The organism is Flavobacterium sp., assembly GCF_039916025.1.
Taxonomy (GTDB): domain Bacteria; phylum Bacteroidota; class Bacteroidia; order Flavobacteriales; family Flavobacteriaceae; genus Flavobacterium.
Map to the genome: position 1 here is coordinate 1 of NZ_JBDSMB010000011.1, position 15,597 is coordinate 15,597.

Consider the following 15,597-nt stretch of genomic DNA (forward strand, 5'->3'; position numbering starts at 1 on the left):
TCAGGATAGAAAATTCACTTCCGTCTTCATTTCGGCTTTGCTCTATGACTTTAGCATAGCGATGTTCTGGTGGTAATAATAAATCTGACATCTATAATGTTGAATTATCCATTTGACTTTTTACTGGTGTTCTTCCGAAGAAACGGTCGTCTTTATCTGTTCTTCCGCTGTCTTCCAATGGGAATTCTTTACGCATTGGAAAAGAAATCATTTCATCCATATTCAAAATTCGCTTCAATTGCGGATGCCCTTTGAAATTGATTCCGTAGAAATCCCAGGCTTCTCTTTCCATCCAATTCGCACAAAGAAACAAATCGGTGATCGTAACTACTTCCGCAGGATCAGGCAAAAATGTTTTTACACGAATTCTAACATTTTCAATCCAATTGTGCAATTGATACACCACGGCAAACTGATGATTTTCATCATTGTCGGGAAAATGAATTCCGGTCAAATCGGTTAAAAAATGGAAGTTTAGACTTTCGTCTTCTTTTAAAGCTTGAATTACTTCATGAATAGTTTCTGAAGTTGCTTCGAATGAAAAAATATCTCTTTTCATTTCAAAATTCAGCACATTATTGCCAAATTTCTTAGATAGATTTTCTTGTATGTATGCAGTTTCTAAAGCCATATTATAGGTTATAAGAAGCTAATAATTCTTTATATTCAGGTGAATTTCTTCTGCGGACAGATTCGTTTCTTACCAATTCCTGTAATTGCATTACGCCATCAACAATTTGTTCTGGTCTTGGCGGGCAACCCGGAACGTAAACGTCAACCGGAATTACTTTGTCAATTCCCTGTAAAACAGAATAAGTGTCAAACACACCACCTGAAGAAGCACAAGCTCCAACAGCAATTACCCAACGAGGCTCTGACATTTGCTCATAAACCTGACGTAAAATCGGTGCCATTTTTTTAGAAATCGTTCCCATCACCATCAGCATATCCGCCTGACGTGGAGAGAAACTAACTCTTTCAGAACCAAATCGCGCTAAGTCATAATGAGAAGCCATTGTTGCCATAAATTCGATTCCGCAACAAGAAGTAGCGAAAGGCAATGGCCAAAGCGAATTGGCACGAGCCATTCCGACAACATCGTTCAATTTTGTAGCGAAGAAACCTTCACCAACAACTCCTTCTGGAGGAGCAACCATATTTGGACTTGTAGTACTCATTTTTATTTTGAATTTTGAATTATAAATTTTAAATGAAAAACCAATTTAAAATTGCTTCGCCAGTTCGCCAAAGGCTCGTGTCAACATTTATAATTTAAAATAATTTTATTATTCCCATTCCAGTGCTTTCTTCTTTATGATATAGAAGAATCCCACTAAAAGTAACATCATGAAAATTACCATTTTAATCATTCCTTCAACTCCCAATGCTTTGAAATTGATTGCCCAGGGATATAAGAAAATCACTTCAACATCAAACAAAACAAATAAGATAGCAACCAGGAAATATTTTACTGAGAAAGGAATCCTTGCATTACCAACAGATTCAATTCCGCATTCGAAGTTTTTATCTTTGTTTTTTGAATGTCTTTTAGGGCCTAAATAGCCCGAACCAATAATGGTCATAACAACAAATCCTACTGCTAAACCTGCTTGCATAAGGATTGGTAAATAATCTAATTGATTAGATTGCATAACGCTTAAAATTAGAAGTAATTAAAACAGCCACAAATATACATCGCATTATTTAATTCGCAAAAATCGAAGGACAAACGTTTGTCATTTGTTGCTATAAAGATAGCTATTTAAAATAATTATAAATAACCCTTTAACACAAAAAAAACGTCCCGATTTTTCGGGACGTTTTTTAATCTAGGTAATCAAAAAATAATATATATTAGTCTTCGATAGCTACTACTTGAGCTGCTACTTTACCTTTTCTACCTTCTTCTTCTTCGTAAGATACTTTGTCTCCTTCTGCTAAATTTTCAGTTTTAACTCCGGTAGCATGTACGAAAATGTCTTTTCCAGTTTCATCATCTGTGATAAAACCGTAACCTTTTGATTCGTTGAAAAATTTTACTGTTCCTGTGCGCATTTTTGTAATGTAAAAATAATTAATAATGGTCAAAGATAAATTTTATTGCGACATAACAAGCATTTCAGAGTGAAATAATTAAAAATTTGTTAAAATTTTATTCTTGCTTTAAAAACTTGATAGAGAAATACTTGAGACATTTGAAATTTAAACACAAAAAAAGCAACTGTTTTTGACTATTTAAACAGTTGCTTCTCAATTTTATGTGAATTTGATAGAAATTACTTCAAATCCAATTTTATATATAATTCTTTAAGTTGAGCGTCGTCAATTGCTGATGGCGCATCAATCATAACGTCTCTTCCCGAATTGTTTTTTGGGAAAGCGATAAAATCTCTGATTGTTTCCTGGCCGCCTAGAATAGCTACTAATCTGTCCAATCCAAATGCCAATCCGCCGTGTGGTGGCGCACCAAATTGGAATGCATTCATTAAGAAACCAAATTGATCTTCAGCTTGTTCAGGAGAAAATCCTAAAAGTGAAAACATTCTGCTTTGTAATTCTTTATCGTGGATTCTGATAGAACCTCCACCGATTTCATTTCCGTTCAACACCATATCATAAGCATTGGCACGAACTTTTCCAGGCTCGGTTTCTATCAGTTTCATGTCTTCCGGTTTTGGAGATGTGAATGGATGGTGCATTGCATGATAACGACCGCTTTCTTCATCCCATTCTAATAATGGAAAATCAACAACCCATAACGGAGCAAAAACTTCAGGATTTCTTAATCCCAAACGTGTTGCTAATTCCATTCTTAATGCAGAAAGCTGTGTTCTCGTTTTATCGGCCGGACCGGAAAGCACAAAAATCATATCGCCAGCTTTGGCTCCGGTGATTTTTGCCCAATTCGCTAAATCGTCCTGATCATAGAATTTATCTACGGATGATTTATAAGTTCCATCTTCATTGCATTTTGCATAAACCATTCCGCTGGCGCCAACTTGCGGGCGTTTTACCCAGTCAATCAAACCGTCAATTTCTTTACGGGTATATTCGCCTGCACAGGGAACTGCAATTCCAACTACTAATTCAGCCGAATTGAAAACTGGGAAATCTTTATTTTGGGCAACCGAATTCAACTCGCCAAATTCCATTCCGAAACGGATGTCCGGTTTGTCATTTCCGTACGTTTTCATGGCATGATCGTAGGTCATTCTTGGAAATTTATCTACTTCAATACCTTTAAGTTCCTTTAATAAATGACGTGTCAATCCTTCAAAAACATTCAGAATATCTTCCTGTTCTACAAATGCCATTTCGCAATCGATTTGAGTAAATTCGGGTTGTCTGTCGGCGCGTAAATCTTCGTCACGGAAACATTTCACAATCTGGAAATATTTGTCCATTCCACCAACCATCAATAATTGTTTGAATGTTTGAGGCGATTGTGGCAAAGCATAAAATTGTCCTGCGTTCATTCGGCTTGGCACCACAAAATCTCTTGCGCCTTCTGGCGTCGATTTGATTAAATAAGGCGTTTCTACTTCACAGAAATCTAAATCGGATAAATATTTACGCACTTCCATAGCCACTTTGTGACGGAAAAGCAGGGAATTTTTAACCGGATTTCTACGAATATCCAGGTAACGGTATTTCATTCTGATATCTTCGCCACCGTCAGTTTCATCTTCAATCGTGAATGGTGGAGTTATAGCTGTATTTAGAATGTTTAATTCTGAAACCAGAATTTCAACATCTCCAGTTGTCATATTTGCATTTTTTGACTCACGCTCAATAACAGTTCCTTTTACCTGAATTACAAATTCTCTTCCAAGTGATTTTGCTTTTTCAAAAACGTCTTTTGCTGTTCTTTGTTCGTCAAAAATTAATTGCGTAATTCCGTAACGGTCACGCAAATCAATCCAAATCATAAATCCTTTGTCACGGGATTTTTGAACCCAACCGGCAAGCGTTACTTCCTTATTAATATGTGTGGCGTTTAATTCACCATTATTATGACTTCTGTACATTAGAATAATTTTTTGCAAAAGTAAAAAACAAATATCAATTACTGAGGTAAAGTTTAACCAAACCTTTAGATATGGAATTCATAAAAAAACTATATTTGGGTTCACTTAAAATTAAAATTTATTTTATGAAAAAATTGTATTTCATTTTAGTTGCGTTTGTGTTGTCAAGTGCTGGTTTTGCTCAAAAAAGCGAAGTAAATTTTCAGGCGGATATCGCCAATAGAAATGGTGATGTTATTTACATTAAAGAGAATGACAAAACGATTCAGGAAATAAAAATTGATAAAAATAATCTTTTCAAGGCCAATTTTGAAATCCCGGAAGGCTTGTATTTAATGTTTGATGGTGTTGAATACACTGAGCTATTTTTGAAAAATGGCTATGATTTGAATTTGAAAATGGATGCGAAAAATTTTGATGAATCCATCAAATATACCGGTAAAGGTGCAGCAGAAAATAATTATTTAGCTCAAACTACAGTAGATGAAAGCGCATTTAATTATGATGAATTACTTGCTGCGGATGAAGCTAATTTCAATAAAATGATTGAGGCAAAAAAGAATTCAGATTTTCAAAAATTAGATTCAGCTAAATTGGATCCAAATTTTGTTGCGTTGCATAAGCAAAATGTTGAAGCATCATTGTTTGGTTTGAGACAGTATTACAATAAGAAATTAGAAGGCAAAAAAATGAATAATTCAAAAGCACCAAATTTTGATTATGAAAATCATGCCGGCGGAAAAACAACTTTGGAAAGCTTAAAAGGTAAATATGTTTATGTTGATATTTGGGCAACCTGGTGTGGACCATGTCGCGCTGAGATTCCATCTTTGAAAAATATGGAAACCACTTTTCACGGAAAAAACGTTGCCTTTGTCAGTGTTTCTGTTGATGCTGAAAAAGACCATGAAAAATGGAAAACTTTTGTAACCGAAAAAGAATTGAGCGGAATTCAACTATACGCAGGGAAAACAGTTCTTTCTGAATTTATTAAAACATTTAATGTGAATACGATTCCTAGATTTATTTTAATCGATCCAACAGGAATTGTTGTTGATGCGGATGCAGCAAGACCTTCAGATCCAAGATTGAAAGCACAATTAGAAGGTTTGCTTAAATAACAACCTTAAAATATTGATTCTTAAAGCCTCGGGAAACTGGGGCTTTTTTATTATCCAATGTTAAGTTTTCACTCAATGTTACCAAATTGTTAAGTAAAAGTTTTTTTAATGTAAAATAATTTATACATTTGTTATGTAATTATGAATATTTAAAACCTACAACTATGAAAAAGATAATGATTTTAGGCGCTTTAGTAATCTCAGCATTGACTTTTGCACAAACAGCGAAACCAGTTTTGGAACAAGAAGGTAACTTAGTAAAAGCTACTTACTACTATGATAATGGACAAATCCAGCAACAAGGTCATTTTAAAGATGGCAAATTAGAAGGAAGCTGGGTTGCTTATGATACTAATGGAAATAAAAAATCAATAGGTGAATATACGAATGGAGAAAAAACCGGGAAATGGTTTTTCTGGAGTGATAAATCATTAAGCGAAGTGGATTATTCAAACAGCAGAGTATCTAAAGTACAATCCTGGAAACAAGATGCTATTGCTAAAAATTAAAAAAGTTAATTATTTATAATGAAAAGGGAACTCAATTGAGTTCCCTTTTTTTGTTAGATTTGTTTTGCAGATATTTATTCGCACAATCCACATAAAAAAATGGGAAAGATCACAGGGATAATAGTTAACATACTATCATCAAAAAAAGCATGCTCTACAATCCTTTTTTTGTTTTATCTATTTTCAATTATTCCATTTGTGTTTGGAAGGATAGTGCTAGAATTGTTGGTTGTAATCACAATAATATGGTTCGTATTATGGGTATTTATGTTTTTTAAAAAAAATAAAATTTGGAAGAAGTATGTGTTCTATTCTCCGATAGTAGTATTCCTTGGATATGCACTTTTAAAATCCGGTTTTACATATTGTACCGGAAAAGGAACGCTATATCTTAATAGGGGAACAGGTATAAATTATTTCTCTGATATTGATTTTAATTATAAGTACAGGCTTTACTATAAAAATTACGATGGAGAGCATTATGGCAATTTCAGTTTAATCAATCCCGCGGCCTATTATATTGATACAGTTAATGATAATACGCTTATCGCCTTAGTCAATGTGTTTGGCTACCAGTCAAAAATGTATAAAGGAAAATTTCCATCAGAAAAGCAGTTGTTTCAGGATTTCAAAAAAGAAAAAAAGGAATATATTTATATTGACGATGCAAAAGTTGGCTATGCCAAATTCAGGTATAAAGGAAAAACAATTGAATTATATTCCAATAAAGATAGTGAGTCACCATTAAGAATTGAAAGTGATGTTATTGGTGATGTATTCACGCCAATCAATGACAGTTTATCTGAAATTCATGATAATGTGCTGTATGAAGATGCAAAAATCAAAGTAATCACTAAGTATTATCCTTTACTTTACCATATAGAAGATACCAATAATAGCAAATATCAAATAATTGATGTAGAAAATCAAAAAGTTATTTCTACTCATGATTAAATTATAAAAAACTTATCAAAGTAAAAAAGGGAACTCAGCTGAGTTCCCTTTTTTATTTATAGTTATTGAAAATTAAGCTTCCAATTCATTTCCTTTATTTCTCCAGTCACGCAATGCGTATTTTGTTCTTTTAACTAAATAGAACATTACCGGAACCATTACTAAAGTCAATACTGTAGCATAAGTCAATCCGAAGATAATCGTCCACGCTAATGGTCCCCAGAAAATTACGTTATCTCCACCTACAAAGAAGTGTGGATTCAAATCGGTTACCAAACCAAAGAAGTCAAAGTTAATTCCAACCGCTAGCGGAATCAATCCAAGAACAGCGGTTAACGCAGTAAGCAATACCGGTCTTAAACGCGATTTTCCACTTTCGATGATTACACTTTTTATTTCTTCAAGGTTCAAATCGTTATGAGATTCAACACCTTTGTCAGCTACTTTTTTATCTAATAATAAGACAAAGAAGTCCATCAATACAATTCCGTTCTTCACTACAATACCCGCCAGTGATATGATTCCCATCATTGTCATCAGGATAACGAAATCCATATTGGCAATCACATAACCATAGAAAACACCACTAAAACTCAGCAATACTGTAAATAAAATCACTATCGTTTTTGAAACTGAATTGAACTGAAGTACAATGATAATCGTGATTCCAGCCATCGCTAAGAACAACGCATACAATAGGAAACTTTGATTTTTTCCTTGCTCTTCCTGTACTCCGGAGAACGAATAGGAAATTCCTTTTGGTAATTTGTATCCGGTTAATTCGGCACCAATCTGTTTGGTGATTTCGTCCGCATTATAACCAGTCAAATTGTTTGAATAAATAGTCATTATTCGTTTGTAATTCTTTCTTTTGATTTGGTTATACGTATTCGTTTTTTCAGTTTGTGAAACTGCTGAAATCGGAACCTGAACTATTTGCCCATTGTTTTGATTTCTGAAAGTTATCGATTGATTGAACAGCACATTTTCATTTTTACGCTGGTCTTCCTGCATACGCATCACAATATTATAATCGTCATCGCCTTCTTTATAAGTAGAGATTTCCTGACCATAAACCGAACGACGTAAATTGAAACCTAATTGCCCAGTTGAAACTCCAACACTTCCCGCATTTACACGGTCAACTTTTACTTCAAGCTCCGGACTTTCCTTATTAACATCAACACTCAAACGCTCAATTCCCGGAATATTTTTGCTATCAATAAATGCAATCATTTTGTCTGCTTCTTTCAGCATTTCATCATAGTCAGTTCCGGCAGAACCTGTCAACTGAACACTGATTGGATAACCTGCTGGCGGTCCGTTGGCGTCTTTTTCAACGGTAACTTTTGCACCGGCAATTCCTTTTACTTTTCCACGGATTTCTTCCAAAATATCAGAAGTATTGATTCCGTGTCTGAATTTGAATTCAGAGAAATTGACTGTTACTTTTCCTTTAAAAGGTGTTTCTGATGCAGAACCCGCGTCAACATTTGGATTTCCTGCACCAACTCCAACCTGGGAAACGATGCTTTCTGCCAAATAGTTTTCTTTGGTTGTTGGATCAACATATTTCTTCATGATGTTGATTACCTGATTTTCAACATACAAAGTTGCTTTGTTTGTTTTCTCAATATCAGTTCCCTGTGGATATTCGATATAAGTGATTACCTGATTCGGAATATTATCCGGGAAGAACAATACTTTTCTTGGGAAAATCCCCAACAATACGAATGAGAAAATCAACATTCCGATGATTGTTCCTAACGCAATCCAGGCATTTCTTCCAGTTAATATTTTAGCCAGAAAGCTTTGGTATTTTTTCTCCATTCTTGGGAAAAAGCTATGCTGGAAATCCTGTGTCCATTGATATAATTTAATTTTATACAACCACATCAATACCAATGAAATTACAGATAAGTGACCAATAGCTCTGGCAAGTTTTGAATCATAAACATTTCCGACTATGATAAAAATAACAGCTAATATTGCAAAAACAATAGAATAGATTTTGGCTGATTTCTTTGTGACATTTTTGTCTTCAATATCCATAGAACCACCAGTCATCGCGGCATTGATTACCATCGCCACAAATAATGAAGCCGTCAGCGTAATAGAAAGCGTCATTGGAAAATAAATCATGAATTTACCCATGGTTCCAGGCCAAAGTGCAAACGGTAAAAATGCCATCAGCGTTGTTGCTGTAGAAGAAATAACTGGCCAGGCGATTTCACCAATTCCGATTTTCGATGCCTGAACCCGAGGCAATCCTTTCTTCATATTGGCAAACACGTTGTCGACAACTACAATTCCGTCGTCAACAAGCATTCCTAATCCCATTACCAAACCAAATAATACCATCGTATTCAAGGTTAAGCCGAGTGCCGAAAGTATCGTAAACGCAATCAGCATTGATAACGGAATCGCGGCTCCAACAAACAATGAATTTCGCAATCCCATCGTAAACATCAGTACAATCATTACCAGTACAATCCCGAAAATGATGTGATTTGACAATTCGTCAACCTGATGCTCCACACGTGAAGACTGGTCGTTTGTCAGTTTTAATTTTAAATCTTTTGGTAAATAATTAGCCTGCGCTTCCTTTATTTTTTCTTTCACCTGATCGATGGCAGAAATCATGTTTTGGCTTGACCGTTTTTTTACGTTAAGCATTACAACTTCTTCCCCTTTTTCACGGGCATAAGTTGTTTTTTCTTTTTCTTTGAAAGAAATGGTAGCGATGTCTTTTAGATAAACTGTTCCGCCATTGTGCTTGACAATTACGTTCTCCAATTCTTTTGGATCTTTGATTTCACCGACAATTCTGATGTTATTTCTTGAACCCTGTGAAGTCAAATTCCCTCCCGAAAGCGTCATGTTTTCATATTTCACCGCATTTTGAATATCATCAAAAGAAACCTGAGCCGCTGTCATTTTGAATATGTCGACAGCAATTTCTACTTCTTTATCATCAACACCAAGAATGTCAACTTTCTTAACTTCGGGGATTTCTTCAATGTCATCCTGCAGTTTTTTACCATAATCTTTCAACTGCTGTGTGGTATAATTTCCCTGCATGTTGATATTCAAAATCGGAACTTCTTCGGAAATGTTCAGCTCAAAAACACTTGGCTCGACTTTACTTCCGTTGTCAAGGTTAGGCCAATCGGTATCGGCTTTTACAATATCAACTTTGTCTTTGATTTTGCTTTTTGCTTCTTCAACGCCAACTTTATCGCCAAACTCAACGATAATCATTCCATAATCCTGGAATGAACTTGCGGTTACTTTCTCAACACCGCTGATGTTCTTGATTTCTTTTTCAAGTGGCTTTACAATGAGTTTCTCAACGTCTTCGGCAGAGTTCCCCGGGAAAACGGAAGAAATATAAATTTTGTTTTCGATGATTTCCGGGAAATCTTCTCTAGGCATAGTCGTATAGGCAATTAAGCCTGTGATCGTGACTAAAAAGGCCAGGATGTAAACTGTGACACGATTGTCGACAGCCCAACTGGATATGCTGAATTCTTTACTTTGATGTGACATATGTTATTTTTTAGTTATTCGTTTTCGGTTATCCGTTGTCAAGATCAAACAGACAACTGATAACAGACAACAGTTTTTAGAAATTTAACTTCATTCCGTCAGAAATAGTATTCACACCTTCTGTAACTATAATATCATCATCAGACAAGCCGCTTAAAATTTCGGTAACGTTATCAGATGATTTACCAAGAGTAACGATTACTTTTTTGGCAGTTCCGGTTTTTCCGTTGCTTCCTTCAACAACATAAACATATTGGTCGCCTTTTCCGTCTTCCTGAATTACATTCGTTGGAACAACAATCGCATCTTTGCTTGTATAATCTGTGATTTTTAGTTTGGCAACCTGATTTGGGCGCAATAAGTTTTCGGGATTTGGAACGCTAACTTCGATACCAAAAGTTCTGTTGTTTGGATTGATATAATTTCCAACCTGACGTACTTTTCCTTTATAAGTCTTTCCTAAAGAAGTCAAGTAAACATCAACTAAATCGCCAACTTTTAGCTTTCCGATATATGTTTCCGGAATAGAAGTAGAAACATACATGTTTCCAAGGTTTACAATTCGCATCAAACCTGTAGCGCTTGGCGCAACAACCTGACCTTTTTCAGCAAAAACTTCATCGATTGTTCCTGTAAATGGAGCACGAATAACTGTTTTTGATAACTGGGCTCTGATTATAGAAGCTGCTTTTTGAGCTGAAATCATCTGTGTTTGCGCTTGTAAATACTGAATTTCAGAACCAATTTTTTTATCCCAAAGATTTTTTTGTCTTTCGAAAGTCGTTTTGGCTAAACTGTATTGATTTTCGGCACTTGCCAATTGTGAGCTCATTCCGGCATCATCAACTCTTCCAAGAATTTGACCTTTTGAAACTCTGTCGCCAGCTTTAACTGTAAGCGATGTCAGTGTTCCGCTCATTTCCGGTTGCACTAATATATTTTCTTTGGTATCAACATTACCCTGAATATCAAGATAGTGATTGAAAATAGTGTCTTTTACGGTTAAAACAGAAACCAAAGCTTCTTCAGTTTTTACATCCAAAGTAGCTAAACCAGCTTCAATTTTTGCAATTTCTGCCTGAAGTGAAGTTTTCTTTTCGTTTAAGGCTTTAACATTTTTAGCCTTGATTAAATCGTCAATACTTTGTGTCTTTGCTTCTTTGGAACAGGCAAAAAGTACTAATGATAGTGCTGATAATATGATTATTTTTTTCATTTGTGAAAGGTTAGTTTTTGTTTATTATTTTTTCTAATGCGGCTTTTTTATTGATAATATTTACCATCGATTGCAGGTAGTTTTGTTGTGCAGTATACAATTGTCTTTGTGCTTCGCTGAAGTCAAAGCTTGATGATAAACCTTCGGTAAATTTGATTTGTTGTTTTCTTTCGATACGTTCGGCCAAATTCAGATTGCTTTTAGAAGTAGCATATTCTTCAATGCTGAAATCGTATTCGCTTTTGGCTTTTTCGTATTGTAGTTTTAACTGCTGCTCAGTTTCTGTAAGTTGTGTTTTAGCTTGATCCAAAGCAATTTTGGCCTGTTGTGTTTTGGCATTTCTTCCAAAGCTGCTAAAAATCGGCACACTCAGATTCACGCCAAGATTAGAGTAATTATACCATTTTTGATCTTGAGAAAATAAATTAAATTGGCTGTCAAAAGCATTGTATCCAAAGTTTACATTGGCAGCTAATGTTGGCAATGCTTTACTTCTTTGCAATTTCAACTCCAATGAACGCTGATCCGTGAAGTTCGTCGCAATCTGATAATTGATATTGTTTTTTACAGTGAATTCACTTTGGCTAAAAGCCAAATCCAAGTTTGATGTAGTCAGATTGTCTAATTTATCTGTTAACGTCAAATTGGCATCGATATCAATTCCGAGAGTAACTTTCAGCATTTTCAAGGCTATTTCCTGAAGTCTTTTGGCATTGTTCAGACTGCTGTTTACTGTTGCCAAAGTTATTTGCAGCTGCTCAACATTTTCTTCTTCAATAAGACCGTTTTTGAAAGTTTCCTGCGTATCGCCCAAAGTTTTTGATAAAAGAGTTTTGTTGTTTTCCAGAATAGCTACACTTTCTTCGGCCAACAAAACATTTCCGTATGCATTGATAACCATTTCCTTGATTTCGGTATTGGTTTTTAACTTAGCATTTTGATAGTATTGCAAATACGTTTTCGATGCCTGAAGAGCTACAATATAAGAGCCGTCAAAAATCAATTGACTTAGTCTTAAACTGCCATCCATCGAATTGTAATTTCCAAATTCGAGTGTGTTTGTTACCCCGTTTATGGTAAATTGGTTTTGCTGTATCTTGAAATTATTGGTATAATTAACGGCTCCGCTTATTTGAGGTAAACCGGCAGCGGTTGTTTCCCATTTTTTCTGTTTGGCGGAAGCAATATCTCTATTCGCATTGATTCCCGAATAATTATGCTCAAGCGCATGATCAATGGCTTGTTGGAGGCTAAAAGAATACGATTCCTTTTTGTCCTGCGCCTGTAAAACGCCAACAAACAGTAGAAGTGTGATTAAGATTTTGTTTTTCATAGATTGATGTTTAAGTATTATGGTTGTGTAATTGTTTTTCTAATTCTAAAATTCCTTTCGGAGTTGCAAGAGCTCGTGTATGATATTCGAGTGCTTTAGCTTCAAGTTCGTATGCGTCTTTTTCCATCTTGGTATTTTCGTTGATTGAAAAAATAAGAGTATAATAAAATTTTACTGCTGCTTCGATGTCTGTTTCCATACGGTATAAACCTTCCGTGATTCCTTTTTCAATATTTAGGCGAAAGAACTGGCTGCAATCTTCAATTTCATTAGCCATCATTTTTTCGTAAATTTCAGGGTAATGTTTTTTAAGCTGATAGGCCGGAGACTGATCAAATGACTGAAACATCTGTTTGAACATTTCGCGCATTTGGAAATTTTCGGCAATGGCATTGTGATTTTGTGAAATCACTTCTTCCATAAGACGATGGATATTTTGGTGTACTACTTCGGTTCCTTCTTCAATTAACGTTTCTTTATTACTGAAATATTTGTAAATTGTTTTTTTGGAAATACACATCTCACCCGCAATATCATCCATCGTAACACTCTTGAAACCAAGTTTCAGGAACATGTCAGTAGCTTTTTTGATGATTTTATCTTTCATGATATGTTAAAATTATTGCGCAAAAATAATACGGAAACTCGTAACACTAAAATAGTTTCCAAAGTATTAACGTAAATTTAACATTGACAAAACCTACACTTTTCTAATCGGACAGAATAACCTAATTTAGCCGAAAATATATTTCATGTACGCGATATCGCATTATCAGGACATAGTCACAAAACATTTCAACTCTTTAGCATTAAAAAAAGAACCAAAAAATTTATACGAACCTATTCGTTATATTCTTTCGCTTGGCGGGAAAAGATTGCGCCCAGTTCTGACTTTAATGAGTGCCGAAGTTTTTGATGTTGATTGCCAAAAAGCATTGCCGGCAGCTACTGCTGTTGAGGTTTTTCATAATTTCTCATTAATTCATGATGATATTATGGATGACGCACCCTTGCGAAGAGGAAATGAAACGGTGCATGAAAAATGGAATGTCAACACTGGAATTCTTTCAGGCGATGCGATGCTGATTTTAGCGTATCAATATTTTGAAGAATACGAACCGATTATTTTTAGGGAGTTAGCTAAATTATTCAGCAAAACGGCTTTGGAAGTTTGCGAAGGACAACAATACGATGTTGATTTTGAAACGCGTGATGATGTTACCATTTCCGAATATTTGAAAATGATTGAGTATAAAACCGCAGTTTTAGTCGGTGCTTCGATGAAAATGGGTGCGATTGTCGCAAAAACTTCAGCCGAAAACGCAAATTCTATTTATGATTTTGGCCTGAATTTAGGCATTGCATTCCAATTGCAGGATGATTATCTCGATGCTTTCGGGAATCCGGAAACCTTTGGAAAGCAAGTTGGCGGCGATATCATCGAAAACAAAAAAACCTATTTGTATCTCAAAGCTATGGAATTTGCTTCGGCCAATGAAAAAGAGCAATTGTTCCATTTATTTTCCATTCAGCCAAGTGATAATACGGATAAAATAAATTCGGTAAAGGAAATTTTCAACCAAACCGGAGCATCAGAAGCCACGCAGAAAGCAATCGAAAGTTATACTTTCAAAGCTTTTGAAACTTTAGAAAAAATGAATATTGATACTGATAAAAAAGTTATTCTGAAGGCTTTTGGCGAAAAATTAATGAGTAGAAATGTCTAATTTTATAGCACCAATATCAACAGAAGATTTACTTTCGGAAGCCGAAAAAGAAAATCTGTATTCTAAATTGATTGAACAAATCAACAAGGATTTTAACTTTGCCAATGAAGCTATCGATTTTCCGCAAAGCACAAGTCCGTATGAGCTAAAAGTGCAGCTTCACGAAAAAATTTATCGCCTGATTCAGTACAAATTTGCCGAATATTTAAACTTGCTTTACATTATAGATGTTCCCGAAGAAACGATAAAACAACTGGATGGTTCCGATTTGGTCGAACTTTCGGAACAAGTTTCCTTCCTGATTTTAAAAAGAGAATGGATGAAAGTTTGGTTTCGGAATCGGCTTTAGAAATAAACTCTGACAAACGGCATAAAAGCATCGCCATAAACATTTTTATCTCTGTCAAAAAGCACATTGAAACGAGCGCCAAGAGTTACATTTCCTTCCTGATAACCAGCACCAACAAACAAACCGGTATTCCAAAAACTTTCTTTGTAATTACCTCCCAAATCCATGTATTTGTTATTGACACTTACCTCTTCCAATTCAATAGAAAGCTGAATTGCTTCAATCGGATTGTATAATCCAATCAAACTTCCGCCATAAACATTCGAAGAGTAATAATGTTTTTGTTTTAAATTACTGTATTGCAAACCGGTACCAAAGACAAAATGTTCATTAAAATTGTAAATGGCACTTGGCGCAATGGTAATATCTGTGTAGTCATTACCAAAAGACGCACCTAAACCGCCGCCAAATTGAACATGCTCCCAAAAATCATCAGTTTTAGCTTTTGGTAATGTTTCCTGCTGTGCATAAATTGAGTTAGTAAATGCTAAAAGAACTAATAGAAAAACTGTTTTGGTACAACCAATTAATATAGTCGATTTCATCATTTGATTTCTTTATTTTTTAATAGCATAAAAGTATCTAAAATAATTATTAATTTCTATCAATTATTGGTACTTTTGCGAAACTATTATACAAATCAGGACATTCTCATGGATAGGTTTTCCTTTTTAAACGCAGCACATACCGAATTTTTCGCCGATTTATACGAACAATACCTTCAAAACCCAGATAGCGTAGAGCCAAGTTGGAGAGCCTTTTTTCAAGGTTTCGACTTTGGAATGACGACTTTTAATGAAGAAAATGCAGT

16 protein-coding genes are annotated in these 15,597 nt (G+C 35.0%); 6 read left to right on the forward strand and 10 right to left on the reverse strand.

Annotation, left to right across the window (positions count from 1 at the left end):
* Positions 1–91: 91 nt before the first annotated feature.
* The 5 genes from ABIQ27_RS00595 to aspS form a co-directional block, all read right to left on the reverse strand.
* Positions 92–631: an NADH-quinone oxidoreductase subunit C gene (locus ABIQ27_RS00595; RefSeq protein ID WP_348031062.1), complete on the reverse strand. Its 540-nt coding sequence runs from the start codon at positions 629–631 to the stop codon at positions 92–94.
* Position 632: 1 nt separating this feature from the next.
* On the reverse strand, positions 633–1,178 hold the full coding sequence (locus ABIQ27_RS00600) for an NADH-quinone oxidoreductase subunit B (protein WP_348031064.1): 546 nt from the start codon (positions 1,176–1,178) through the stop codon (positions 633–635).
* Between the two features lie 108 nt (positions 1,179–1,286).
* Positions 1,287–1,652, reverse strand: coding sequence for an NADH-quinone oxidoreductase subunit A (locus ABIQ27_RS00605; protein ID WP_348031066.1), 366 nt, complete (start codon positions 1,650–1,652; stop codon positions 1,287–1,289).
* Positions 1,653–1,854: 202 nt separating this feature from the next.
* Positions 1,855–2,055: a cold shock domain-containing protein gene (locus ABIQ27_RS00610; RefSeq protein WP_293872363.1), complete on the reverse strand. Its 201-nt coding sequence runs from the start codon at positions 2,053–2,055 to the stop codon at positions 1,855–1,857.
* A 221-nt stretch (positions 2,056–2,276) separates the two neighbouring features.
* A complete protein-coding gene (gene aspS, locus ABIQ27_RS00615) occupies positions 2,277–4,028 on the reverse strand; it encodes an aspartate--tRNA ligase (protein WP_348031068.1) in 1,752 nt (583 codons plus the stop codon).
* A gap of 125 nt (positions 4,029–4,153) precedes the next feature.
* Between aspS and ABIQ27_RS00620 the strand changes: the two genes are divergently transcribed.
* The 3 genes from ABIQ27_RS00620 to ABIQ27_RS00630 all read left to right on the forward strand — a co-directional run bounded on the left by ABIQ27_RS00620 (position 4,154) and on the right by ABIQ27_RS00630 (position 6,612).
* Entirely contained in the window at positions 4,154–5,149 is a 996-nt protein-coding gene (locus ABIQ27_RS00620) for a TlpA disulfide reductase family protein (protein ID WP_348031070.1), read from the forward strand.
* A gap of 164 nt (positions 5,150–5,313) precedes the next feature.
* On the forward strand, positions 5,314–5,658 hold the full coding sequence (locus ABIQ27_RS00625) for a membrane-binding protein (protein WP_348031071.1): 345 nt from the start codon (positions 5,314–5,316) through the stop codon (positions 5,656–5,658).
* 267 nt (positions 5,659–5,925) lie between these two features.
* Entirely contained in the window at positions 5,926–6,612 is a 687-nt protein-coding gene (locus ABIQ27_RS00630; RefSeq protein WP_348031073.1) for a hypothetical protein, read from the forward strand.
* Between the two features lie 72 nt (positions 6,613–6,684).
* On the opposite strand, the gene ABIQ27_RS00635 is transcribed toward ABIQ27_RS00630, so the two are convergent.
* The 4 genes from ABIQ27_RS00635 to ABIQ27_RS00650 form a co-directional block, all read right to left on the reverse strand.
* Positions 6,685–10,161 (reverse strand): efflux RND transporter permease subunit, encoded by a 3,477-nt coding sequence (locus ABIQ27_RS00635; RefSeq protein ID WP_348031075.1) that lies wholly within the window; start codon positions 10,159–10,161, stop codon positions 6,685–6,687.
* A 76-nt stretch (positions 10,162–10,237) separates the two neighbouring features.
* Positions 10,238–11,377, reverse strand: a complete 1,140-nt coding sequence (locus ABIQ27_RS00640) for an efflux RND transporter periplasmic adaptor subunit (protein ID WP_348031076.1) — start codon at positions 11,375–11,377, stop codon at positions 10,238–10,240.
* 10 nt (positions 11,378–11,387) lie between these two features.
* Entirely contained in the window at positions 11,388–12,710 is a 1,323-nt protein-coding gene (locus ABIQ27_RS00645) for a TolC family protein (RefSeq protein WP_348031078.1), read from the reverse strand.
* 10 nt (positions 12,711–12,720) lie between these two features.
* Entirely contained in the window at positions 12,721–13,317 is a 597-nt protein-coding gene (locus tag ABIQ27_RS00650) for a TetR/AcrR family transcriptional regulator (protein WP_348031080.1), read from the reverse strand.
* A gap of 145 nt (positions 13,318–13,462) precedes the next feature.
* Between ABIQ27_RS00650 and ABIQ27_RS00655 the strand changes: the two genes are divergently transcribed.
* Both ABIQ27_RS00655 and ABIQ27_RS00660 read left to right on the forward strand, forming a co-directional pair.
* Positions 13,463–14,437: a polyprenyl synthetase family protein gene (locus ABIQ27_RS00655; RefSeq protein ID WP_348031082.1), complete on the forward strand. Its 975-nt coding sequence runs from the start codon at positions 13,463–13,465 to the stop codon at positions 14,435–14,437.
* Positions 14,430–14,786: a hypothetical protein gene (locus ABIQ27_RS00660; RefSeq protein ID WP_348031084.1), complete on the forward strand. Its 357-nt coding sequence runs from the start codon at positions 14,430–14,432 to the stop codon at positions 14,784–14,786. Before ABIQ27_RS00655 ends, ABIQ27_RS00660 begins: the two co-directional genes overlap by 8 nt.
* Here the strand turns inward: ABIQ27_RS00660 and ABIQ27_RS00665 are convergent.
* Entirely contained in the window at positions 14,783–15,331 is a 549-nt protein-coding gene (locus ABIQ27_RS00665) for a hypothetical protein (RefSeq protein WP_348031086.1), read from the reverse strand. The genes ABIQ27_RS00660 and ABIQ27_RS00665 overlap by 4 nt on opposite strands.
* A gap of 108 nt (positions 15,332–15,439) precedes the next feature.
* Between ABIQ27_RS00665 and ABIQ27_RS00670 the strand changes: the two genes are divergently transcribed.
* Positions 15,440–15,597: hypothetical protein (locus ABIQ27_RS00670; RefSeq protein ID WP_348031088.1), on the forward strand; the 158-nt coding region annotated here is incomplete at its 3' end.

Bases quoted from the DNA above. Each gene is read 5' to 3' on its own strand.
- ABIQ27_RS00595 (WP_348031062.1), bottom strand. From the start codon at position 631: ATGGCTTTAGAAACTGCATACATACAAGAAAATCTATCTAAGAAATTT.
- ABIQ27_RS00600 (WP_348031064.1), bottom strand. From the start codon at position 1,178: ATGAGTACTACAAGTCCAAATATGGTTGCTCCTCCAGAAGGAGTTGTT.
- ABIQ27_RS00605 (WP_348031066.1), bottom strand. From the start codon at position 1,652: ATGCAATCTAATCAATTAGATTATTTACCAATCCTTATGCAAGCAGGT.
- ABIQ27_RS00610 (WP_293872363.1), bottom strand. From the start codon at position 2,055: ATGCGCACAGGAACAGTAAAATTTTTCAACGAATCAAAAGGTTACGGT.
- aspS (WP_348031068.1), bottom strand. From the start codon at position 4,028: ATGTACAGAAGTCATAATAATGGTGAATTAAACGCCACACATATTAAT.
- ABIQ27_RS00620 (WP_348031070.1), top strand. From the start codon at position 4,154: ATGAAAAAATTGTATTTCATTTTAGTTGCGTTTGTGTTGTCAAGTGCT.
- ABIQ27_RS00625 (WP_348031071.1), top strand. From the start codon at position 5,314: ATGAAAAAGATAATGATTTTAGGCGCTTTAGTAATCTCAGCATTGACT.
- ABIQ27_RS00630 (WP_348031073.1), top strand. From the start codon at position 5,926: ATGTTTTTTAAAAAAAATAAAATTTGGAAGAAGTATGTGTTCTATTCT.
- ABIQ27_RS00635 (WP_348031075.1), bottom strand. From the start codon at position 10,161: ATGTCACATCAAAGTAAAGAATTCAGCATATCCAGTTGGGCTGTCGAC.
- ABIQ27_RS00640 (WP_348031076.1), bottom strand. From the start codon at position 11,377: ATGAAAAAAATAATCATATTATCAGCACTATCATTAGTACTTTTTGCC.
- ABIQ27_RS00645 (WP_348031078.1), bottom strand. From the start codon at position 12,710: ATGAAAAACAAAATCTTAATCACACTTCTACTGTTTGTTGGCGTTTTA.
- ABIQ27_RS00650 (WP_348031080.1), bottom strand. From the start codon at position 13,317: ATGAAAGATAAAATCATCAAAAAAGCTACTGACATGTTCCTGAAACTT.
- ABIQ27_RS00655 (WP_348031082.1), top strand. From the start codon at position 13,463: ATGTACGCGATATCGCATTATCAGGACATAGTCACAAAACATTTCAAC.
- ABIQ27_RS00660 (WP_348031084.1), top strand. From the start codon at position 14,430: ATGTCTAATTTTATAGCACCAATATCAACAGAAGATTTACTTTCGGAA.
- ABIQ27_RS00665 (WP_348031086.1), bottom strand. From the start codon at position 15,331: ATGAAATCGACTATATTAATTGGTTGTACCAAAACAGTTTTTCTATTA.